Annotated in this window: 18 protein-coding genes; 13 read left to right on the top strand and 5 right to left on the bottom strand. The window is 57.7% G+C overall.

Features of this window, described 5'->3' with window-relative positions:
- Positions 1–99: 99 nt before the first annotated feature.
- The 7 genes from VN622_05675 (at position 100) to VN622_05645 (ending at position 9565) form a co-directional block, all read left to right on the top strand.
- Entirely contained in the window at positions 100–1632 is a 1533-nt protein-coding gene (locus tag VN622_05675) for a NapC/NirT family cytochrome c (protein ID HWR35343.1), read from the top strand.
- A gap of 243 nt (positions 1633–1875) precedes the next feature.
- Positions 1876–3108, top strand: coding sequence for a radical SAM protein (locus VN622_05670; GenBank protein HWR35342.1), 1233 nt, complete (start codon positions 1876–1878; stop codon positions 3106–3108).
- A gap of 123 nt (positions 3109–3231) precedes the next feature.
- Positions 3232–3942 carry a Crp/Fnr family transcriptional regulator gene (locus VN622_05665; GenBank protein ID HWR35341.1) on the top strand — a complete coding sequence of 237 codons (711 nt, stop codon included), beginning with the start codon at positions 3232–3234 and terminating at the stop codon, positions 3940–3942.
- A 302-nt stretch (positions 3943–4244) separates the two neighbouring features.
- Positions 4245–5030 (top strand): iron-sulfur cluster repair di-iron protein, encoded by a 786-nt coding sequence (gene ric / locus VN622_05660; GenBank protein ID HWR35340.1) that lies wholly within the window; start codon positions 4245–4247, stop codon positions 5028–5030.
- A 49-nt stretch (positions 5031–5079) separates the two neighbouring features.
- On the top strand, positions 5080–6417 hold the full coding sequence (locus VN622_05655; protein HWR35339.1) for an NnrS family protein: 1338 nt from the start codon (positions 5080–5082) through the stop codon (positions 6415–6417).
- A 40-nt stretch (positions 6418–6457) separates the two neighbouring features.
- Positions 6458–8752 (top strand): nitric-oxide reductase large subunit, encoded by a 2295-nt coding sequence (locus tag VN622_05650; protein ID HWR35338.1) that lies wholly within the window; start codon positions 6458–6460, stop codon positions 8750–8752.
- Positions 8753–8953: 201 nt separating this feature from the next.
- Positions 8954–9565 carry a UdgX family uracil-DNA binding protein gene (locus tag VN622_05645; GenBank protein HWR35337.1) on the top strand — a complete coding sequence of 204 codons (612 nt, stop codon included), beginning with the start codon at positions 8954–8956 and terminating at the stop codon, positions 9563–9565.
- Between the two features lie 105 nt (positions 9566–9670).
- Here the strand turns inward: VN622_05645 and VN622_05640 are convergent, their stop codons facing one another.
- Complete coding sequence (locus VN622_05640; GenBank protein ID HWR35336.1) at positions 9671–10906, bottom strand: GGDEF domain-containing protein; 1236 nt, start codon at positions 10904–10906, stop codon at positions 9671–9673.
- 899 nt (positions 10907–11805) lie between these two features.
- Here VN622_05640 and VN622_05635 point away from each other — a divergent pair.
- The gene (locus VN622_05635; GenBank protein ID HWR35335.1) at positions 11806–12009 is read left to right on the top strand and encodes a hypothetical protein; all 204 of its coding nucleotides are present in this window, start codon (positions 11806–11808) and stop codon (positions 12007–12009) included.
- Positions 12010–12121: 112 nt separating this feature from the next.
- Here VN622_05635 and VN622_05630 read toward each other — a convergent pair whose 3' ends face one another.
- The 4 genes from VN622_05630 to VN622_05615 all read right to left on the bottom strand — a co-directional run bounded on the left by VN622_05630 (position 12122) and on the right by VN622_05615 (position 17612).
- Positions 12122–14386 (bottom strand): pitrilysin family protein, encoded by a 2265-nt coding sequence (locus VN622_05630; GenBank protein ID HWR35334.1) that lies wholly within the window; start codon positions 14384–14386, stop codon positions 12122–12124.
- Positions 14386–15912 (bottom strand): pitrilysin family protein, encoded by a 1527-nt coding sequence (locus tag VN622_05625; protein ID HWR35333.1) that lies wholly within the window; start codon positions 15910–15912, stop codon positions 14386–14388. The genes VN622_05630 and VN622_05625 overlap by 1 nt, the downstream gene beginning before the upstream one ends.
- Positions 15913–16035: 123 nt before the next feature.
- Positions 16036–16743, bottom strand: a complete 708-nt coding sequence (locus tag VN622_05620) for a metallophosphoesterase (GenBank protein ID HWR35332.1) — start codon at positions 16741–16743, stop codon at positions 16036–16038.
- 23 nt (positions 16744–16766) lie between these two features.
- Entirely contained in the window at positions 16767–17612 is an 846-nt protein-coding gene (locus VN622_05615) for a nucleotidyltransferase (protein HWR35331.1), read from the bottom strand.
- 192 nt (positions 17613–17804) lie between these two features.
- On the opposite strand from VN622_05615, the gene ligD reads away from it, so the two are divergent.
- The 5 genes from ligD (at position 17805) to VN622_05590 (ending at position 22440) form a co-directional block, all read left to right on the top strand.
- Entirely contained in the window at positions 17805–18839 is a 1035-nt protein-coding gene (gene ligD / locus VN622_05610; GenBank protein ID HWR35330.1) for a non-homologous end-joining DNA ligase, read from the top strand.
- Positions 18840–19020: 181 nt separating this feature from the next.
- Positions 19021–19743 carry a DUF72 domain-containing protein gene (locus tag VN622_05605; protein ID HWR35329.1) on the top strand — a complete coding sequence of 241 codons (723 nt, stop codon included), beginning with the start codon at positions 19021–19023 and terminating at the stop codon, positions 19741–19743.
- Between the two features lie 313 nt (positions 19744–20056).
- Positions 20057–21076, top strand: a complete 1020-nt coding sequence (locus tag VN622_05600) for a tyrosine recombinase (GenBank protein ID HWR35328.1) — start codon at positions 20057–20059, stop codon at positions 21074–21076.
- Positions 21076–21999, top strand: coding sequence for a tyrosine recombinase (locus VN622_05595; GenBank protein ID HWR35327.1), 924 nt, complete (start codon positions 21076–21078; stop codon positions 21997–21999). Before VN622_05600 ends, VN622_05595 begins: the two co-directional genes overlap by 1 nt.
- Positions 22000–22086: 87 nt before the next feature.
- Entirely contained in the window at positions 22087–22440 is a 354-nt protein-coding gene (locus VN622_05590) for a PilZ domain-containing protein (GenBank protein ID HWR35326.1), read from the top strand.
- The last annotated feature ends 19 nt before the right edge of the window (positions 22441–22459 follow it).

Genomic DNA, 22459 nt, shown 5'->3' with positions numbered 1-22459 from the left:
TAGCACTTGCAAAATCTGGAGTGAAGGCTTAGGAAACTACTTACACGCAGTTATAGCCATCCGGTAAGGGCTGACTGTGTGCTTACAGGAGAGAAATGCATGGCTGACGACAACGGCAGCGAAGTCCCCCAAAGTTCGCCGGAGGATTTGTCGCTAAAGTCGCTTGTTCGGAATTACACGAGTCTTATCGGCTTGGCGCTCGCAGTCGTTGCTCTCGCCAACATCGTTTTTCTGTTTCTCATCGACATTACGTCAAAGAGCCCCAGCCCCTACATCGGGATTCTTGCGTACATGATCATGCCCGGTTTCCTGATACTGGGACTATTGCTTGTACCTCTCGGCATATGGCTGGAGCGCAGGCGCCGTCGCCTAAGAGAACCGAGTCTCCCGCGCTTTCCCCGCCTCGACCTCAACAACCCTAAGCAACGCAGCACAGTTGCTTTCTTCATCAGCTTTGTTGTGCTTTTTGTCGTACTAAGTGCAGTTGGAAGCTACCGCGCCTATGAATACACGGATTCCACCCAGTTCTGCGGCCAGCTCTGCCACAGCGTAATGCACCCAGAGTTCACGGCGCACCAGGCATCGCCGCATGCGCGGGTACGTTGCGTCGATTGCCACGTAGGAACCGGCGCCGGATGGTACGTGCGTTCCAAACTGTCGGGAACGAGACAGGTCTTCAAGACCGCACTCAATACTTTTCCGCGCCCCATCGAGACACCGATCGAAAACCTGCGACCAGTATCGGAAACGTGTGAGCAGTGCCACTGGCCCAAGAAATTCTTTGGCGCGCAGTTGAAGGTGATCAACCATTTCAGCAGCGATGAAAAGAACACTCCTCGCCAGCTTCGGTTGCTGCTCAAGACAGGTGGGGGCGATCCGGATTCCGGGCAAGCTGGCGGAATTCACTGGCACATGAACATCGCCAACATTATCACCTATGCCTCCGACCCCAAGCGTCAGAACATTCCATACGTGAAAATGCAGGATCAGAAGGGCAATGTCACCGAGTTCTACGCCAAGGATGCCGCGCCCGACCAGATCGCGAAGATGAGCCAGCGTCGCATGGATTGCGTGGACTGCCACAACCGGCCGACGCACATCTACATGCCGCCGGACCGCTCGGTCGACCATGCACTCACGGCGCACCGCATCGATCCGTCGCTGCCCTACGCCAAGCAGCAGGGCGTTGCCTTGCTCGCCGCCGAGTACAAGTCCACGGACGCTGCCGTCCAGGCTATTGCCACGGAAATTCCGAAGTTCTACCAGCAGAAGTATCCCGACGTTTATGCCTCCAAGCGGGCGGAGATCAACGGCGCAGTTTCAGAGCTTCAGCGCATCTTCCGCACCAGCATCTTCCCTGAGATGAAGGTTGACTGGCGTACGCATCCTGACAACGTAGGCCACTTTTACTTCCAGGGTTGTTTCCGGTGCCACGATGGAAACCACGTAAGCAAAGAGGGCAAGACGATCACGAAGGATTGCAACGTCTGTCATACTTTGTTGGCGCAGGAAGAAGGAGGCGTGCCAACGATGGGATCCGCTAGCGGAGTGGAGTTCAAGCACCCGATCGACCTTGGCGACATGAGCGCAATCAGTTGCACCGATTGCCACAACGGTGGGGTAGGTCCGTAAGCACTGATACTGGGGGCGTTGCCGCCCTGCACGCATACTCCTGATACCTTCTTCAAGGGCATGGCTTATTGCCGTGCCCTTTCTATGTCGGAGCGAGGGCAGAGTGACGAACGTCACACGTACGAGTGATAACTATCATGGCTCCCTGGGTCATGCAGCTTCTATCTTGATTTCTGTAGTCGAGTATCGGTGTTTGCTGTTTGCCGCCGCAAACGCTTCGCTCGGCAGTATAGAGGAGACCGAATGACCCCGACTGGACAGGCACCGGCCAAGTCAAAAGAGCACAAGCCACGCCTCATTTTTTGGGAAGTTACCAAGGGTTGTAACCTGCGTTGCATTCATTGTCGTGCTACCGCAACCGAGTTGGCGTCGCCTTCCGATCTCCCCACCTCCAAGGCGCTCGACATCATTACGGAAATCTCGGAATTCGGGAATCCCATTCTCGTCCTCAGCGGTGGCGAACCGCTTTATCGGCCGGACATTTTCCAACTCGCGCGCTACGGCACCGATCGCGGGCTGCGCGTTGCGCTCGCCACAAACGGTACGCTCGTAACGAAGGAAATTGCTCGCAAGGTGGTCGATGCCGGCGTGCAGCGGGTTTCCATTTCGTTGGACGGCTCCAACGCCGAGACGCACGATGCATTTCGCGGAATCCCCGGTGCGTTCGAAGCAGCAATTTACGGCTTCCGCAATCTCAAAGAGCTCGGCATGTCCGTGCAGATCAACATGACAATTGCGCGCCACAACGCAAGCCAGCTACCTGCTGTTCTCGATATGGTGCGCGGCTTGGGCGCCGACGCGCTGCATACCTTCCTGCTCGTGCCTGTTGGTTGCGGCGTCGATATCGCGAACGAGCAGATGGTTCCGCCGGAAGAATACGAAAGGATTCTTAACTGGTTCTACGACAAGGCACAGGAAGGCGGCATCGAGCTCAAGGCCACGTGCGCGCCGCATTACTTCCGCGTAGTTCGCCAGCGTCGTGCGGAGGATCGCAAAGCGACCGGCTACGGCGCGCAAGCCGCCCAGTCCATGCCGACTTCCATTGGCCCGGTCGAGATGACGATGCCCGGTTCGACTGGAATATCCTTCATCCCCGGTCAGCCTGCGACCGCCGGTCACCACGGACACCCGGGCGGACATCCCGGTGCCGACGGCATGAACGCCGTGACCAAGGGCTGCCTCGCAGGAACGGGCGTTTGTTTCATCTCGCATCAAGGTGAAGTCTATCCCTGCGGATACCTTCCGGCACTGGCGGGTGATCTTCGCAAGCAGTCATTTGCGGACATCTGGACGAACTCCGAAGTCTTCGCGACTCTACGTGACGACGACGGGCTCAAGGGCAAGTGCGGATGCTGCGAATTCCGCCATGTCTGCATGGGCTGCCGCGCACGCGCCTTTGCCGCAACGGGCGATTACATGGCGTCCGAACCGTTCTGTGTTTATGAACCCAAGGCAATGGCCGACGCCAAGGGATAGCATCTTGCGGGGCCGCGCAAAGTCCACGCGGCCCTCGCAATTCCCGTCTCGACACCTCAGCGCGTAACAATCCTCACCCTCGCCAACACGCCGCTATACACGCTGCTATACAATGTTCCGGCAATGACCGACCTCAAAACCTCGCCCACTAAGAACAGCACCCTGCGCCAGGTCGCGGTATTTTCGAGCCTGACTGACTCCGAATTTGCCTTCATTGCCGAGCGCGCCATTGAGCGCCAATACGGTTCGAACGAACTCATCTTCGCCGAAGGCGACCCATGCGCCGGACTCTACGTCGTGCAGAGTGGGAATGTGCGAATCTTTAAGAGTTCTGCCGGAGGACGCGAGCAGGTCCTCTCGATTGACGGCCCGGGTAGCTCGATTGCCGAATTGCCCGTTTTCGACGGCGGCCCGTACCCCGCATCCGCGGAGTCGCTCAGTGAAAGCACGCTTTTGTTCGTGAGCAAACAGGATTTCCAGGCACTCTGTCTTCAGCATCCGCAGGTCGCGCTGAAAGTGCTGCGCGTTGTTGGCGCCCGTCTTCGCCGTCTTGTCGGCATTATTGAGGAGCTTTCGTTCACCACAGTCCGGCATCGACTCGCCGCGCTGATCGTGCGCCTGGCCAAGGTGGAAGGGAAGCCTGGCAAAGATGGGATCGAGATCACGCTTCCCGCAAACAACCAGGAACTTGCGGCTCAAATCGGAACCGTGCGGGAGCTCGTCTCTCGCAATCTCAGCCGTTTTCAAAGCGAAGGGATCATTCGTATGGACGGTCGCAGCGTCGTTATCGCTGATCTGAAAAGGCTTACAGCTGAATTAGAAACCAGCGAGTAGTCCACTATGGGCGGCGAGGCTTGTCCTGAGCGAAGCGAAGAATTTGGCCGGTGCTTGCTGCTCGTGTGTTTCCGTGCTGCAGGCTTACCCGTTCCATCGCCTCACGACCCATTTCTGACATTAATGCTTCTCCCGTGACTTTGGTCATAGAGCGAGTCTCTCGCCTCCCCTAGAGTTCATGCAACGAGCGGTTCCTGTCTGTTCCGGCTTTGTCCGGGGAGAGGCAGCCCGCGAGGCATACCTCCTGATATGGCGTCCCCGGTGCTTCGGTATCGGGGAGCCAATTTCAAGGAGCAATGGAGATGACTCAAATGACACTCGACGCCAACAAGACTGTCCGGGAATTCGCGGTGGAACTGCCGAGCGCAATCCGCGTCTTTGAAAAATTCGGAATCGATTACTGCTGCGGCGGCGGCAAGACGCTCGTCGAAGTTTGCTCCGCGGCCAAGCTGCCAGTGGAAACCGTTCTGGACACTCTCTCTCGCGCCGAGAGCGAGCGCGAGCATCTCAGCGAGGGCCAGTCCGACTACAGAACCATGCCACTTGCCGATCTTATCGCGCACATCGTGACCAGACACCACAACTATGTACGCGATGAACTGCCGCGCCTCGAACACCTGCTCGGAAAGGTCGCGGCAAAGCATGGCCCCAATCATCCGGAAGTCCCCCAAGTGCAACCCGTCTTCGCCGCGCTCTCGCAGGAACTCACCATGCACCTCATGAAGGAAGAAGAGGTTCTCTTCCCATACATCGTTCGCATGGAAGAAGCCGCCGTCGCGAAAGAGCCAGCACCGCCGCCGAGTTTCGGTTCCGTGCAGAACCCCGTCCGCATGATGATGTCTGAGCACGATAGCGCCGGTGACGCCCTTCGACGGATGCGCCAGCTCACCTCCGACTACACCGTCCCCGCAGATGGCTGCATGAGTTTCCACGCTCTGTACGAGGGGCTTGCCGATTTTGAGGCTGACCTGCACCAGCACATTCACCTTGAAAACAACATCCTGTTCCCGCGCGCTATTTCCATCGAAGACGTTCGCTATGCAGGTGCGGTTTCAGGGTGTGGGCACAGCTGCCCGGTCGAAAAGTAGTCGATTATGCAACGCTGAAGTCAGTTCACTGGTGTAACTGGAAATAGCCATGAGCGACCGACTCATCAACATCGAGAGCCGAAGACCGGCAGGGCAGGAGAGCGCCGAGGAGATTTTCGCGCGTAGCAAGTTGCGCGAACAGGCACTCTCTCGCCTTCTCGTTTTCTATATCGTCTCGGGTCTCGTCTTCATGCTGCTTCCGGGGACGTTTCTTGGCGTCTGGAATCTCATCTCGATCAGCAGTCGCCACGCCGCAGAAGCAATCTCGCCAGCGTGGATACAGGCGCATGGACATGCTCAGATATTCGGCTGGGTGGGCAGCTTCATTCTCGGCATAGGCTTCTACTCCATCCCAACAGTGCGCACGCGCTTCGCGCTGAGCCGCGGATGGACGTGTGCCGCGCTCTGGGTTACCGGTGTCGCAATCCGCTGGTTCACCAACGTTTATCAGTGGCAGTGGCGCGCGGCGCTGCCCATCTCGGCGGCCATGGAGCTTGCTGCGTTTCTGATTTTTTTCCGCGCTGTCTCCACTCACGAACCGAAGCCAGACGACGCCGGAAAGAAACGCCTGGATCCTTGGATATGGATCGTGGTCGTCGGCGCTATCGGATTTCTGGCAACGCTCGTCATGAACTTTGGCGCAAGCATCTACCTTGCGCTGCGCGGGGCTGACCCTGCGTTCCCGTACGAGTTCGATCAGCGCTTTCTCGTTCTATGTGCGTGGGGATTTCTGGTCTCGTTCGTTTGGGGATTTAGTGCTAAGTGGCTGCCAGTTTTCCTTGGGCTCCGACCGTTGAACATGCGGCTGCTTTCCGGTGCCGTTGCCCTCAACATTGCAGGCGTGGTTCTCGCGCTGTTCGGCGTCTTTGGGCTTGCAACGGTTCTGCTGTTTATCGCCGCAGTGCTGGCTGGCGTATCGTTGCGGCTGTACGAGCCCTCGCTGTACCCACCCAAGGTCAAGGGAGTTCACAGCAGTTTTCCCTTGTTTGTGCGCAGTGCTTACGTGTGGCTGCTCGTGGCCGCCGCGCTTGGCATCTGGGCTGCTCAAACTCGCAACGCTTCAGGAATATGGGGCGCTTCGCGTCACGCGCTCACGGTGGGATTTCTATCCATCATGGTGTTCAGCATTGGTCAGCGTGTGTTACCCGCTTTTAGCGGCATGCGCCTGCTATTCAGCCCCAGGCTCATGTTCTTGGGGCTTTCTGTACTTACGCTTGGTTGCATTCTTCGTGTCTCTTCTGAGGTTCTTGCCTATCAAGACCTCGCGCAGTGGGCCTGGAAGGTACTACCGGTATCGGCCGTGATTGAGTTAACCGGCGTCACTCTGTTTGCAGTCAACCTGCTCCTCACATTCGTACGACGCCCGGCGCACCTTATGACTGAATAGAAGCGCATTGCAGAAAAGCTTGTTCAAAAGGAGCTTCAACTTGGAATACCGCAAACTCTGGATAGCCTTGGGAATCGTTCTCATAGCCTCCTTCGCAGTTCTCGGCGTGGTTGGGTACAAAGGCATTCAGTCCAAGCCGCCCATCCCGTCCCAGGTTGTTTCAACCGATGGCCACGTCGTCTTCTCCGGCGAAACCATCATGAATGGCCAGAACGTCTGGCAATCGATTGGTGGACAGGAGATAGGGTCCATCTTCGGACACGGCGCTTACGTCGCGCCCGATTGGACGGCCGACTATCTTCATCGCGAAGCAGTATTCATCCTGGACCGTTGGGCTCAGCAGCAGGGTGTCACCGGGTACGACGCCCTTCCACTTGAGCAGAAGGCTTCTTTGCAGGCGCGTCTTGAGAACACGATGCGCACCAACACCTATGACGCGACGAGGGACGTAATCACGATAGATCCTGTCCGCGTAGAGGCCTACAAATATCTGTCTACTTATTACGGCGACGTTTTTGGAAATGGGCGCAACGAATACGCCATCCCGCGTGCCGCGCTCACCGATGCAACAAAGCAGCAGGAGATGACCTCATTCTTCTGGTGGACAGCATGGACCGCCTCCACCAATCGGCCCGGCCAAAACATCAGTTACACGCAGAACTGGCCGCATGAAGAACTCGTTGGCAATCGCCCCACGGGCTCGTCCGTCGTTTGGAGCGTGATCAGCTTTGTGCTGTTGCTCGGCGGCATTGGAGGTATGGTCTGGTACTTCGCGTCGCGTGATCACGATACGAAGCCCCATGACCTTCCGGCCAGGGACCCGCTTCTCGGTCTGAGTCCAACGCCATCGCAGCGCGCAACCGTGAAGTACTTCTTCGTGGTAGCGGCGCTTTGGGTGGTGCAGGTTGCATTGGGCGCAATCGTTGCGCACTATGGGGTCGAAGGCTCAGGCTTCTACGGAATTCCGCTCGATCGCTGGCTGCCGTACTCCATCGCACGCACGTGGCACTTGCAGATCGGCATCTTCTGGATCGCGACCTCATGGCTTGCGACCGGCCTCTTCATCGCTCCTGCCGTTAGCGGCCACGAGCCTAAAGGTCAGCGCCTCGGAGTCAACATTCTGTTCGGCGCAGTCCTGCTCGTTGTCGTCGGCTCGCTCGTGGGCGAGTGGTTGGGCATACAGCAGAAGCTTGGCAAGCTCTGGTTCTGGTTCGGTTCGCAGGGATACGAGTATGTTGACCTTGGCCGCGTGTGGCAGATCGCGCTTTTCGGCGGACTCATCTTCTGGCTCTGGCTCGTTTGGCGCGCGATGAAGCCGGCGCTCATGCGTCGTGGTCAGGACCGCAACCTGCTTGCGCTGTTCCTTACGTCGAGCGTTGCGATTCCGCTTTTCTATGGCGCAGGCCTTATGTACGGCCAGCGCAGCCACATCGTGACCGCCGAGTACTGGCGCTGGTGGGTGGTTCACCTGTGGGTAGAAGGCTTCTTTGAAGTCTTTGCCACAGTTGTGATCGCGTTCCTGTTCTCGCGACTCAGCCTGCTCTCGGTCCGCACAGCGACTCGCGCCGTTCTCTTTTCGACCGTTATATTCCTGAGCGGAGGGATAATCGGTACCTTCCATCACCTGTACTTCACCGGCATGCCGACTTCGGTCCTCGCACTCGGTGCTGTCTTCAGCGCGCTGGAAGTCGTGCCACTCGTCCTCGTCGGCTTTGAGGCCTGGGAGAACATTCGCCTCTCGCGCGGCACAGAGAAGGCGCGTTGGGTCTCGGCCTATAAGTGGCCCATCTACTTCTTCGTTGCCGTTGCGTTCTGGAACCTTGTTGGCGCAGGCCTCTTCGGCTTCTTCATCAATCCGCCAATCGCGCTTTACTACATGCAGGGCCTCAACACCACGCCGGTCCACGGACACACCGCGCTGTTTGGCGTATACGGCATGCTCGGCCTCGGGCTCATGCTGTTCTGCTTGCGGGCGCTGCGTCCCGGCATGGCATGGAAAGACAAGCCGCTCGCCATGGCCTTCTGGCTCATCAACGGCGGACTGCTTGCCATGGTCCTACTCAGCATGCTGCCTATCGGACTTATGCAGGCGTGGGCTTCTGTCGAGTTCGGCACCTGGTACGCGCGTTCGGCTGAGTTCCTGCAATCCGGCCTCATGAACAAGCTGCGCTGGATGCGCATGTTCGGCGACACCGCATTCGCCATCGGCGCAGTCATCCTGGGCTGGTTCGTGCTTGGACTGATCACGGGCAAGTCGTTCGATCCCAGGGGCATTGTGAAGGAAGGCGAGGTACGTGTTCGCGAACGCGAGTATGCGGGCGCGTCCAAGCAGTAGGCGTCTGCAACGACCTGGAAGAGAAGAGTCATTTTGAGCGAAGCGAAGGATCTGCTCTGTGCTGTTGCTGAAACGAAGCAGATCCTTCGGTTGCGCCAAAGCAACGCAACCTCAGGATGACGCGGCCTTGTTTGCAAACCTTGTCATGAGTTAAGAAGAGAAGCGATAACCCGAAGGCGCGATAGCGGCATCCTCTAAGAGATGCCGAAGCGCTTTGAGCAGGACATTTCCGCAGCAGACTTCTTACCGGATGAACTCACCTTACCCGCGCTGCAAACGGCTTCAAAGGCATGTCGCGGCTGCGATCTTTGGCTGCGCGGAACGCAGACGGTTTTTGGAGACGGTGCGCACCGCGCGAAGGTTATGTTTGTCGGTGAGCAGCCAGGCGACAAGGAAGATCTCACGGGAAAGCCCTTCGTGGGACCTGCTGGTGCGCTGCTCGATCGCGCCCTCGTTGCCGCCGGAATCGATCGCAAACAGGTGTACGTCACAAATGCGGTCAAGCACTTCAAGTGGGAACCGCGCGGCAAGCGCCGTATCCATAAAAAGCCCAACTCATTTGAGATCGCTGCCTGTCGTTCTTGGCTCGACTCAGAAATTGTCGTCGTTCGCCCCAGGGTCATCGTGTGCCTTGGTGCGACCGCTGCGCAAGCGCTGCTTGGTCGGACATTCAAGGTAACGCAGCATCGCGGCCAAATCATACGCTTGGGAGCCGGGCTATTGATGATGGCCACGGTTCATCCGACGTCGATTCTGCGCGCATCGATGACGAGGCTCGTCGAACTGAGATGGCACATTTCATTGATGACCTGAAGCAAATCCGTCGCGCTCTCAGTGAGAAATCACGGGCGGCATAACCGCCGGTACTTCCTCATCATTTGTCACGGAATCGGCGAGGCGTGAACTGCGCGCAAACTGTTAACGGGAAAGAGTGGGAGTGGGCTTGGAGGCGGTTGAACTCTGGACGCGATTCCGTCCATTGCGCTTGGCCGCGTAGAGCGCTTCGTCAGCCAGCACGATAATTTCATCGACGTGGAAGGTGCGGGCGGTTGGGGTGGCAACTCCGACGCTGACGGTGACCTGGACGTCTCGCATACCTCGTCGTTCCTTCGCACTCCGGTGTTCGCTGGAGCGGATATCACGATCAGGCCCGCGAACGACGAATCTGCTATCGGCAATCTCCTGCCGAACTGTATCCATTAATGCGAATGCTTGTTGAATCGATGTGCCTGCAAACAGCACACAGAATTCTTCACCACCGAAACGATAGGCTTGTCCGCTTCCGCCGACACGAGCGATTCGGGATGCGACCATGCGTAATACCTGATCGCCCGTATCGTGCCCGAACTCGTCGTTAAATTTCTTGAAGAAGTCTATGTCCACCATCGCGACAGCATAGTCGGCGCGCAGCTTGCGAACCGCCTCGTTGAAAGCGCGTCTTGCCGGCAAGCCGGTTAACTCGTCCTGGAAGGCCATGCGATAGGAGTGCTCAACAAGCGCCACGCCGATCAACACTGCGGCAGTTGCCATGTAGAACGTGCGCATAGTGCTGCTTCCGGCGCGAACTCCCGCGAACGCAGATGCAGTTGCCCAAAAGCATCCGGTTTCGATCGGGCTACGATGCAGCAAGTAACGTACGAGGAAAGTTAGAAGTGCGATCGCAAAGCCGAGCAATGCCACTTGCGGAATCCCTTGATGCATCCATGGCGCAGTGCTGAACGAATGATCGAGCACCTTGGAGGCGTTGCTCAGTTCAGGACGCGCGAGCAGGGCAATTGCCACAAACTGCAAGAACAGGAAGGCGAACCCAATCGCAAAGTCCGCGACAGAAAATCCATGCTCCTGTGGGAGCGAGAACAAGATCAGGTCGAGCGGGAGCAGGATGGCTACCGCACTGAGCACCACGTTACCGGTAAGCACGGCCGGCGCAAGCGTTGCAAGCGCAAACACGATCAGCAGGAACAACGCGCGAACAGACTGGAACCGCCAGGCAAGCAGCGCTCCTGCCGCGAATGCCACGTACCAATAGAAGTCGGCTACCTGCGCGCTGGCGATGATGAGTACGCGGGCATGCAGCAGTCCGACGATGCCGGCGAGCAAGGCTCCGCCTGGGACGAAGAAGCTCCGCAACGCACTCTTTACGCCAGAATCCACGCAAACTCCATGGTGAGGTGCTTGCCATTATCGCCGTCTAGGGCACATGCCGATACTGACTACCGTGGTTCAGACGACACGCAGGTTCAGCGTCCAGGTGCTCCGTTCGCCCGTAAAACGGTAGCTTGCTCAATAGGTCGAGCGTCTGCGCGGGTGAACTGAACGCTGCGGCTTCGTCATTCGCTTGTGGCAGACGAAATAGATAGTCGTGTGCGTTTGCTGCGGACATAGGGGAGAAGAATGTAAGCGGAGTAACTTACATTCGCCGTTTCTTCGCTGTGGGATAAGGTAACGTCAGCCCTTCAGACTGTCAATTAGGGCGGGCGGCTTTCATTCGTTAGTTGCTGTCGAACTTGGCGTCACTGTAGGGATCCTTCGACTACGCCGCCGGCAGAGTCGGTCTTCGGTCAGAAACGAAACGTCGTGCTGCAATACGCTGTTGAGTCCAGAATGGCATCGAATGCGGTATACTTAGCACACCACTTGACCGCTGAGAAGCACCGCAAAGGTCGACCTTTCGCCTGCGCGACTTTCTTCTGACTGACGGCGCGCAAACGCACGCCAAACACGTCATTTAGAACTCCTCTGAACTTATGCGGGCACTGAGGGGAATCCCAGTCTGGACCCGGTGTTGTACGGCGGTTTGTGCTGACAGGAGCGTGTATGTCTGGAAACATTGGCGATAAAGCGAGATTCAACCGTTTACGTAAAAAGAGAATTGCTCTCCGCGAGCGGCTTCGCGAGTTGGTTGTAAAGGCGAAAGCGCAAGGCAGTACGAAAACGGAAAGCGCTTCGACCGCGCCCGCCGCTAAATAACCGGAGATGCGCGTGAGCGTAAGGCCCAGCCACTCTCACGCGAGTCCAACCGGCTGAACAAAAACAATTTCGGGGGTATTTTTATGGCTGGTGGTGCAGGTCGCGCGACCTTTAACAAACGGCAAAAGGAACGCTCGCGTCAGGAAAAGCAGCGCGAGAAGTTGGAACGTAAGAAGCAGAAGGCAGAAGGCAAGAAGAGCGGCGATATCGTCAGTTCCGTTGAGATTGCGACGCGTTCATCGTTCGACGAGATATTCGGCGATGACGAACCGGAGAGTGAAGCTTAGTTCTCGATTGCCGGGGCGATACTTGGAACAAGTAAACAGGGGCTTAGGCCCCTGTTTCTTATTGCTTGGCAACTGCTTTCAGGAACAGCACGGGCTTATAAAGCCTCGGGGACTATTGAGCTTGTTTGGCCGGTGCTGGTTTGTCGAAAAGTTTGGGATCTACCTGCGGGTTAATCGTCCACTCCTCTATGGTGTCGCTGGCGATTTGCTGGCCGTTTTCCTTCAGAGTGCGCACCGTGAACATCTTGACGCCGCCAAAGTCTTTCCATGCGGAGTAGTCCACCTCTCGCTCGGCGGGTCCGGTTTGTCCCATGACTGTTGAGAGGCTGCGAAGGACCTCGCCGGTATTGGGGTCTATGTACCAGCGCGCTTCGGCACCGTCGGCATTGATGTCGAAAATGGCGGCTTGCTTCCCGTCAAGGTTCTCGGTGCCGTTGGCGGCGAAGAGGTACTTCGGGTCATCTGCGTGTTGCGCGACGTTGATGATGTCGCGGCGGAGGCTCTTGAGGCTGTCCTCTTTCATCGAGTCCGGCATGTCTCGAACGCCGTCCGGCATCGCGGCGAACGCCAGAGCAGGGGTGACAACGTTGCGGATTTCCTGACCGCCAATGCTGTAGATGACAGCCGTGCGGTCTGGATAGATCACCGTTCCGGTGATGCCGAGTGGCAACTCGCCTTGCGGAGTTTTGCGTAGCGAAGTGCCGCGCTGTCCGAGAGTCTTGACGGACTGCAACTTGGCGTCCCCGCCGAGGAACTGAATGACCTTGGCGATAAGCTGCTTGCCTCCAGGGTTCGAGACAGCCGCCCTGGGTTCGGCTGCTCCTGCTCCGCTAGCGGGAGCTTCCCCTGTTGGAATTGTGATATCCACGGGAGTCACCGGCCCAAGTGCCGCGAGTTGTTTGTCGAACTCGCCGGCATTGCCTACGACGAGAACTGCCAGTTGGTCGCGGTGCACATATTTCTTCGCCACGCGAGCGACATCCGCAACAGTGACCTTCTCGACCTCCGCGCGGTAGCGCTCAAGGAAATCGAGAGGATAGCCATAGAACTCATAGCGCATCTTCTCAAGCATTACCTTCGCGGGCGAATCGAAGTTGAAGACGAACCCGTTCAGAATGGAGTCCTTGCCACGCTTCAGTTCGACCTCGGTAGGCGGATTCTTGACTATGTCTTCTGCCTCAGCCCAGAGGCCCTGGATCGCTTCCACAGTGCTCGCGCTCTTCGTACCCATTGCCAGGCGGAATATGCCAGGATGATCCCAACCTGAGCCAACGCCGCCGCCGACCGAGTACGCGAGTCCTTTCTTCGTGCGCAGGTTAGTGAACAGACGAGACGAGAACCCGCCGCCGAAGATTTCATTCATAACGCTAACGGCAAAGTAGTCGGGATTGCTGCGCACTATGCCGGGCGCGACCATTTGGATCTCACTCTGGTTAACGTCCTCTTTGTTGACGACGTAGAGGCCGGGCTTCGCGGCTTCTATGGCGATGTTGACCTTCGGAGCTTCCGGGCCTTTCGGCCAAGACTCGAACGCTTGGCGCAGGCGCAATTCCATTTGCTTGGCGTCGAAGTCGCCAGAGATGCCGATGATGATGTTGTTGGGGTGAACGTACTGCTTGTGCCAATTGACGAGGTCTTGGCGATTAATGGCTGCAACGGTGAAGTATTCGGGAATTCGCGCGTAAGGATTGTCCTTGCCGTACGCGAGGCGCGTGGACTCGCGAACGGCGATGGAGCCGCTGTCGTCGTTACGCCGCGAAATCCCGGTATTGAGCTGGTCCTTGGCAAGAGCGATCTTGTCTTCGCGGAACGCCGGTTCGCGAAGGAGTTCTACAAACAGTCCGAAGACGTCGTTGAAATCCTGCTTAAGGCAGGAGAAGCCGATGGTGGTGCTGTCAATACCGCCATTTGTTTCCAGTTTCGCAGCTCGCGCCTCCAGAAAGTCATCGAGCTGATCGCCAGTCTTGCTGGCAGTGCCGCCGGTGCGCCAAACTTCGCCGAACGTATCTACAAGCCCGATCTTGGCTGCTGGCTCAACCCGCGAGCCGCCACGAATCCGCATCGAGCCTTCGATGAGAGGCAGTTCGTGGTCCTCCTGTAGGAATACGACCATGCCATTGGAGAGCTCTATGCGATTGGGCTGACGCGGCTTCCAGTCAGGCAGTGCTGGAATGCGAATCTGTTTCCAAGACTTGGGGACAGGCGCGTTGATGGTTGGCTTGGTGGCAGGCGGCACACTGGTCGGCGAAGGAGCGGCGGTCGGGTTGTTCTGCGGAGCCTTCGGCGCAGTTGCGGTCTGCGCAAAGAGAGACACCGACGAGAGCAGGAGTCCAAAAACAACGTTGATGGTCAGCAGATTTCGTTGAGTTGTCATCATTACTTTCCTCCTTTATTGGAGGCGGCAGGAGCGGCGGTTTCAATCAAGCCGACTGTACGGTTGTTCTCTACGAAGGTCTTTTTGGCTACGCGGCGTATGTCTTCCTTCGTGACGCGGTCGATGCGATCGACCTGCCGGAAGAGTTCGCGCCAATCCCCGTATCGTGCTTGCATGGTGGCGAGGTTGGAGGCGAGGCCGGAGTTGCTGTCCAGCGAACGAATGAGCGATGCCTTGGCGCGTGTCTTCACCATCTTGAGTTCGTCGTCAGTGACGTCCTGTGTTTTGAGGCGTTCGATTTCTGCGCGGATGCCGTCCGCCATCTCCTTGGGCGTGTGGCCGGGCGTGGGAACTGCGTAGAAAGCGAACAGGTGCGGATACTTGGTTCCGGGAAATCCTGAGAATCCGGCGGCAAAGGCAGCAATCTTCTTGTCGCGCACGAGCGAGCGATAGAGGCGCGAGGTGCGTCCGCTGGACATGAGATCGGTGATGGCATCGTAAACGGCGTCATCAGGATCGCGGTAGTCGGGGCGATGGTAGCCCTCTATGTAAAAGGGCTGCGACGGATCGCGAAGAATCACCTGGCGCTCGGAATTCTGCGGCGGCTCGTTAGTGAAATATTCAGTCGGCTTGGCGCCGGAGGGGATGCGCCCGAAGTAGCGTTCGATCACGGGCATGATCTTGGCGGGATCGACATCGCCGGTGACCGAAACCACCATGTTGCTGGGCACGTAGTACGTCTTGAAGAAGTTAATCGCGTCGGTCGCAGAGAACTCGTTGAGATCGCTCATATACCCGACGGTGGGCCTGTGATAGGCGCTGGCGCTGAACGCGGCACCAAGGAACTGCTCGACGAGGCGGCCAATCGGCTGACTATCTGTCCGCATCCGGCGCTCTTCGATGACGACGTCACGCTCCTTGTAAAACTCGCGCATCGTGGGATGCAGGAAGCGCTCGGATTCCAGGTACGCCCAGAGTTCTGTGCGGTTCACCGGCATCGAGTAGAGGTATTCAGTCTCGTCGTATCCAGTGCCGGCATTCAGTCCGACGCCGCCTTCACGCTCGACGATTTCCCCAAACTGGTTCTTGATGACGTACTTGTCGGCTCGTGACGTGGCGTCTTTCCATGCTTTCTCAAGCGCGGCGACCTTCTTGTCATCGCGACCCACCCGCTTCAGCCGCTCGCGGTTGTAAGCGGCATAAGCAGCTTCGACCTGATCGAGGGCGGCCTTCTCTGCCGTGTAGTTGGTGGTGCCGATCTTGTCGGTGCCCTTGAACGCCATGTGCTCCATCATGTGAGCCAGGCCGGTCTTGCCGCGGGGATCCTGAACAGACCCGGCATCGACGAACGTACTGAAAGAAAAAACTGGCGCTTCCGGGCGTCGGCAAATAATTACGGTGAGGCCGTTCGGAAGTTCTCGCACGGTGATGCGCTTTTCGAACGATGCTAAGTCCTGTGCGACAAGCGGAGCGGCGAGTACGGCGAGCAGAAGCAGCGGAAGGAAAAAGCTGGTTTTAAGGCGTTTCATCGAACCTCCGCAGTGCGTACAGATTCGGCGTATTGCCGAGCATAACGAAGTTACTTGGGGGCGGATGGGGAAGTCAAACGCCCGCGATGTCCATGGTCGACTGCACGGTTCGAACCCGTGCAGCTAAATTTCGAAGACGCGGTACGGGACAGGTGGGTTCTGCTGCTGGAGCAGGGAGATGGCAACGTTGTGGACGGGGACTCCGCCCGTGGTTTTACCGGCACTGGTGCCGTGGTGGGCGTGTCCGTGTACTACGAGGTTGGCACCGTGGCGATCGACCACCTCTGCCAGCCGCGAGCTGCCAAGATACGGAAATATTTCTGCGGGCTCGCCACGAACGGTCTCGGCAATGGGCGAGTAATGCAGGACGATCACGCGCTTCTCGGCGCGTATCTGCGCTAGCGCTCGCTCGAGTTTGAGAGCCTCGTCAACGCCTGCCTGAACGAACGCCTTCACTTCCGGTTCGCCGAAGGCGGTCAGTACGCCTCGTCCGAAGCCTCCAAGAAAACCCTTGGTCCCGGCAAAGCCAACGCCGTCGCGCTCATAGGCGGTGCCGTCGAGGACTTTGATGCCCTCGGCCGTCATCATTTCCATGAGTACCTCTTGCTGGTTGCTCTCGTAATCGTGATTGCCTAGCACAGCGACGATGGGGACACGCAGGCGCACGAGAGCGTTGAGCAACGACTCCATCTCCGGCGGGCGGCCGAAGTTGGTGAGGTCGCCGCCTAAGACGAGCAGGTCAGCTTCGTCGCGAATGCGTCCCATCTGCTCGCGGATACGGTCGTAACTCTGTGGTGTGAAGTGCAGGTCGGCGGTGGCGGCGATCCTCATAGTCGCGGTCTCGTGTCACAGCTTCAAGCGGCTGATTCTTTAGCCGGTTTGCAGATTTTGAATTCGCGAGCGTCGCGACGCTTCTCGATTAAATTCTCGAAGCCCCACTCGTTGACGTCGATGGCAAACATATTCTCATCAATCAGGCTTCCGCGGAACTGCGCCCTAGGATCGGGATGGTCGAGTTCGTGGTACAGCCGGGCCAACAGGTCGTCCCATATCCGTCGCGGAATGAAATGCGTGTGCGCAGGATAGGTGTATTGAAAGAGCATCATGGCCCAAAGCAGGACTTGCCAATGTTCGCCGACAAGCGTGAGTATCCGACCCCAATCGAGTTTGCCGCCAGTGCCATGTATCACGTGAACAACGTCGGCACCGTCAAATCGTTCGCGGAAAGTGACAAAGAGTTTGGATGCGATGAGTTCTTCGGCGGCGAGAACGCGCGAGGGAATGCCGACAATCTCGGCTGGTGAGCCTCGCTCGATCCACGAGCGATCGACGGTAATGATTGCGTTGCTCATGCCGGTAATCAGATCCACGTAGAAATCGTTGCGGTGCGCCTTGGCAAGCCACACTGGATCGCAAACCTCTGTCTCAAAACCGGCATCCTGCAGATGGCGGAGCGCCGCCGGAACATCCTCCGCCGCGAGGAATAGGTCCAGGTCCTTCGTGTCGCGCCAGATTCCGGTGTGCTGTTGCAGCGCAAATGCACCGGAAACGACGTACGGCACCCGCTGGTCATTCATCAGCATGAGTACCTCCGTGAACAAACGACGCTGCTTTTCCGGAAAGTCCGGAGCAATTGAGCTACTGACCGGCAGAGGTTTCTGTCCGCTGTTTGGCACCATGGCTTTGATGTGGAATGACACCAATATGTTGCGGTGATGAGGACGACACCAGCGCGACCGACGTGTGTTGCTGATTTGTGATGTTGATGGACTGGAGAAGCAGGTTGGCACATACCGGCATCCGAGAAGGTGTTTGGCCAGCTTTGGCTGCCAGCGAGGCGCAACTGAAACGGCTGCGCAAATCGTTGCTGGTGGGTTACTGAGGAGCGAATCGTGGCGAGAGCTGAAACGACAGTCGACATACAAGGAAAACAGGTCACGATTTCAAACCTGGACAAGGTCATGTATCCCGAGGCCGGCTTTACCAAAGGGCAGTTGATCGACTACTACGTGCGGATTGCTCCAGTACTCTTGCCACATCTGCGGGAGCGCGCGCTGACACTGAAGAGGTATCCAAATGGCGTGAACGGAATGTTTTTCTATGAGAAGAACTGCCCGAAGCATCGTCCGGAATGGGTACAGGTGGCGCCCATCTGGAGTCCCGGAAACAATAAGTGGATGAACTACTGCCTGGCGCAGGATTTGCCAACCCTGGTCTGGGCGGCAAACCTGGCCGATATCGAGATGCATACGTCGCTGTCCTTAGCCAGCGATCCCATTCGTCCATGCTTCATCGTTTTCGATCTGGACCCAGGCCCTCCGGCAAACATCGTGCAGTGTTGCGAGGTGGGTTTGTGGGTGAGGGAGGTTTTCGGACGGATGGGCCTGGAAAGTTTTCCCAAAACGTCGGGGTCGAAGGGGTTGCAGGTGTACGTGCCGCTGAATACGCCAGTGACTTACAACCAGACCAAGCCGTTTGCACACGAGGTGGCCCGACTGCTGGAGCGGCAACATCCAGCGCTGGTCGTGAGCGACATGAAGAAAGCTCTGCGCGTAGGCAAAATTTTCGTGGACTGGTCGCAGAACGACGATTACAAGACGACGGTCTGCGTGTACTCGATGCGCGCGAAGGAGAAACCTACGGTCTCAACGCCGTTGCAGTGGGAAGAAGTTGAGAAGTGTTTCAGGAAGGGAGATCCGGAGCTGCTGGTGTTTACGTATGACAAGGTGCTGGTGCGCGCAGAAAAGTTCGGCGACCTGTATGAACCGGTTCTGAAGCTGAAGCAGAAGCTGCCTTCGACGGAGACGCTGGCCGAATTGGAAGGCAGACCGGCGACCGTCGCCCGGTCGCGGACAAGTGAAGTCAAGAGATCGACCTCGGCAAAAGAGCGCGAGCGGGTCATGGCAAAGAAAAGGAAAGGAGCGTAAGGCAGACCTCAGACGGCGGATGTCAGACTTTAAGACCTCGTACTTCGGACTCAGCCGCAAGACTCCAGATCGCAGAGGGTGAGATGCTAGACTTCCGGCGGGTGGCTTAGTATTGACTGCTTGCTGCGCTGCTTTGTGATTGGAAGCGGCCCGGCAGTATTGGAGGGAAGCTTTGTTTTCGGTGGCGAATCTCTATGTTGGAACTTCCGGTTGGGCGTACAAGATCTGGCAGCCCGTGTTTTATCCGGAGAAGCTGCCGCAGACGAAATTTCTGGAACACTACGCGAGCCGCCTCACGGCCGTGGAAGTGAATTACACCTTCCGTCATTTACTCACGGAGAAAACCATTGCGAACTGGTTGAAGCAGACGCCGAAGCATTTCCGGTTTGCGCTGAAGGCAAACCAGGTGATTACGCACTTCAAGAAGCTGCGCGGTGCAGAAGAGCCTTTGCAGCGGTTTCTCTCGTCCATTTCTCCGCTGGCGCAGGCAGGGCGATTGGGGCCTGTCCTGTTCCAGTTGCCGCCTCAGTTGAAGAGCGATGCCAAGTTGCTGCAGGAGTTCCTGACAATGCTGCCGCGCAGTCTGCGCGCCGCCTTCGAGTTTCGCCACGAGTCCTGGTTCAGCGATGAAATCTTTGACGCCTTGCGGAAGTACAATGTGGCATTGTGCGTGGCGGAAACGAAGAAGCTCACCACCCCGGAACAGCAGACCGCGGATTTCGCGTACTACAGGTTCCGCAAGGAAGAATACTCGACGGCAGAACGGCGAGTGTTGAGTGAGCGCCTGCATCGGCTCGCAGCTGACGGCACCGAGGTCTTCGCTTTCTTCAAGCACGAAGAAACGCCGGAAAGCCCTCTGTACGCTGTGGAACTGCTGGAAGGCGTGCGAGAGAAGATGGCGTGACCAACTTCAGACGTCAGATCTCAGACGTCAGCCCCAGACCTCAGACGTCAGACTTCGGACTTCAGATACCGACATTGCAGGCGGGCCGCGCAGACTCTAGTGCTCCTTCTGATTCACCTTGAACCTGATTGTCTTCCGGAGCGAGGGCGTTGGGCCCGAGTCGAAGGATCCCTACTGAACTTCCAAGCTTTGGTCGTAGGAGTCCTCTGACTTCGCGGCATCGCTCAGGGAGACGGCGACGGACGTCAACTTCACTGAAGTGGAATCCAGGTTGGCATTGCTTTAGAGTCCGATAACTCGCATAGTAATCGGCATGGGAGTTGTTGCCGAAAATGGACGGGTGCTTGCGGGCTTCGTCGATTATCTAAAGATCGAAAAGGGCTTGGCGCGTTTGACGCTGGAGGCTTACACGTGTGACCTGGCGCGCTGGGCTGAGTTTCTCGCCGGACGAAAGCGCTCGATGCTGGCAGCGAAGCGTCAGGACGTGCGCGACTTTCTTGACGCGCTGTTCGCCGATCAACTGGAGGGGCGGACGGTGGCGCGCAAGCTTTCTGCTCTGCGTCACTTTTACAAATATCTGCTGCTTGACCGCATGATCGTGCTCGATCCCACCCTGAATATCGATACTCCGAGGCAGTGGAAGGTGCTGCCAAAGTCGGTTGCGCCGCCACAGATCGAGCAGATGATGACCGCTCCGAAGGCGGAGCGCGACTCGAAGGAGTCGCAAGCGCGCGCGCTGAGGGATCGCGCCATCCTGGAAATGCTGTATGCGGGGGCGCTGCGGGTTTCTGAAATTGTTGATGTGAAGATCGAGGACTTGAAGCTGGAACTTGGGCACGCGCTGGTGCGGGGCAAGGGCGACAAGGAAAGGATCGTTCCTCTGGGGCGCTCGGCGACGGATTCGATTGCTGAGTATCTGCGGAGTGCCCGCCCGGTGCTGGCGAACGGACGCATGTCCCCGCTGGTTTTCGTGGCGCGTGGCGGCAGGCGACTATCGCGGCAGAGAGTTTGGCAGTTGGTAGATAGGGCGTCGGTCGCGGCGGGACAGCACGCAAGTCCGCACATGCTTCGTCATAGTGCGGCTACGCATATGGTGGAGAACGGCGCAGACCTTCGAACGGTGCAGACCATCCTGGGGCACGCGGATATCTCGACCACTCAGATCTACACCCATCTCGCGCTGGATGGATTGAAGAAGGTGCATAGAAAGTTCCATCCGCGCGGACGTGGGCGGACACCGGATGCGGCGAAAGCTGAAGGCACTCATGGCGCCGGGGCGTCGGCGCGACAACGACCGGCGACGGGTGCGCGACCAGAGAAGGAAGAGGATTGATGACAGCGTCGAAAACGAATAAGCCGATGGGGCAGGTGCAGAAGGGCATCGCGCAGTTTGTGCGGGCGCTCAAGGAGCAAAATGCATCCGCGCACACGGTGAAGGCTTATGCGACGGACCTGGAGCAATTCTCGGAATTCATCGGTCCCAAGGCGAATTGGCGCGATGTTGATCATGTGCTGGTACGGAGCTTCCTGGGGCATCTGTACGATCGCGGGTTGAGCAAGACATCGGCGGCGCGAGCGCTGGCGGCGCTTCGATCCATGTACAAGTGGCGGGCGCGTGAGGGTGTCGTCGAACAGAACCCCGCAGCGCTGGTAGCAACGCCACGATTGCCTAAAAAGCTGCCGAGGGTTCCGACAATCGAGGAGATGAATGCCTTACTGAATGGCGGAATGCCGGAAGAGGCGGCGGTTCCGGAGCGCGACAAGGCGATTTTCGAACTGCTATATGGGTGCGGAATTCGGAACTCCGAGTTGGTGGGAATCGACGTGGACCACATCTCATGGAGCAACGAGGCGATCCTGGTTCGAGGCAAAGGGAAGAAGGAACGCTTTGTTCCTTTCGGCGAGGCGGCCAATGCCGCGCTTCGAAGCTACATGGCGGTGCGACAGCAGATTCTGGCGAAGCGCAAGCGAACCACCCCGGCCCTGCTGATCAATACGCGCGGAGCGCGGCTGACGACGCGAAGCGTGGGACGCATCGTGAAACGAATTGCCGTAGCGAAGGGGCTTTCGCCGGATGTGCATCCACATACATTGCGTCATGCTTTTGGAACGCACATGCTGGAGGAGGGGGCGGACCTGCGCTCGATCCAGGAATTGCTTGGCCACGAGCGGCTTTCGACGACGCAGCGTTACACCCAGGTATCGGTCGTCAAAGTGATGCAGGTGTATGACAATACCCACCCTAGAGCAAAGTAGCGGTCCAGCAGTGCAGGCGGGAGTCACCGGAGAATCAACCTGGTATCTTGCGTCAATTGGGGCGAAAACAGTAACATTTTGCACAATATGCAGGGTGCGTTCTCGATTCGACCCAACCAGCGAAATGGTGAACGGCGATTGTCGCCACGAGGGCGGCTGCATTCGCATGCCACCGTCAGCGTTGGCGGCTTGAACGAGCAAGTTGCTTTGATAGATTTGAGCCAGGCAGGGGCAGCGATTACCACCGAAGCAGGTCTTGAGCAAGGCGCGATCGTTGAGGTAACGTTCGTGCTGCCGCACATTGATAATGCAATACGGTGCGAGGGCCGGGTAATTTGGTCAGATGGTGCAGGCCATGCCGGCGTACAGTTCACGAATATCTCGGACGAAATCAAATTCCAGATAGGCTTCTGGCTGGCTCACGAAGACATGATGGTCTAAAACGGCCGGCCGATGTGGT

This window comes from Clostridia bacterium (genome assembly GCA_035561135.1).
Lineage (GTDB): Bacteria > Acidobacteriota > Terriglobia > Terriglobales > Acidobacteriaceae > DATMYA01.
The sequence above is the reverse complement of the archived record's forward strand: the minus strand, read 5'-3'. Positions and strand labels throughout refer to the sequence as shown.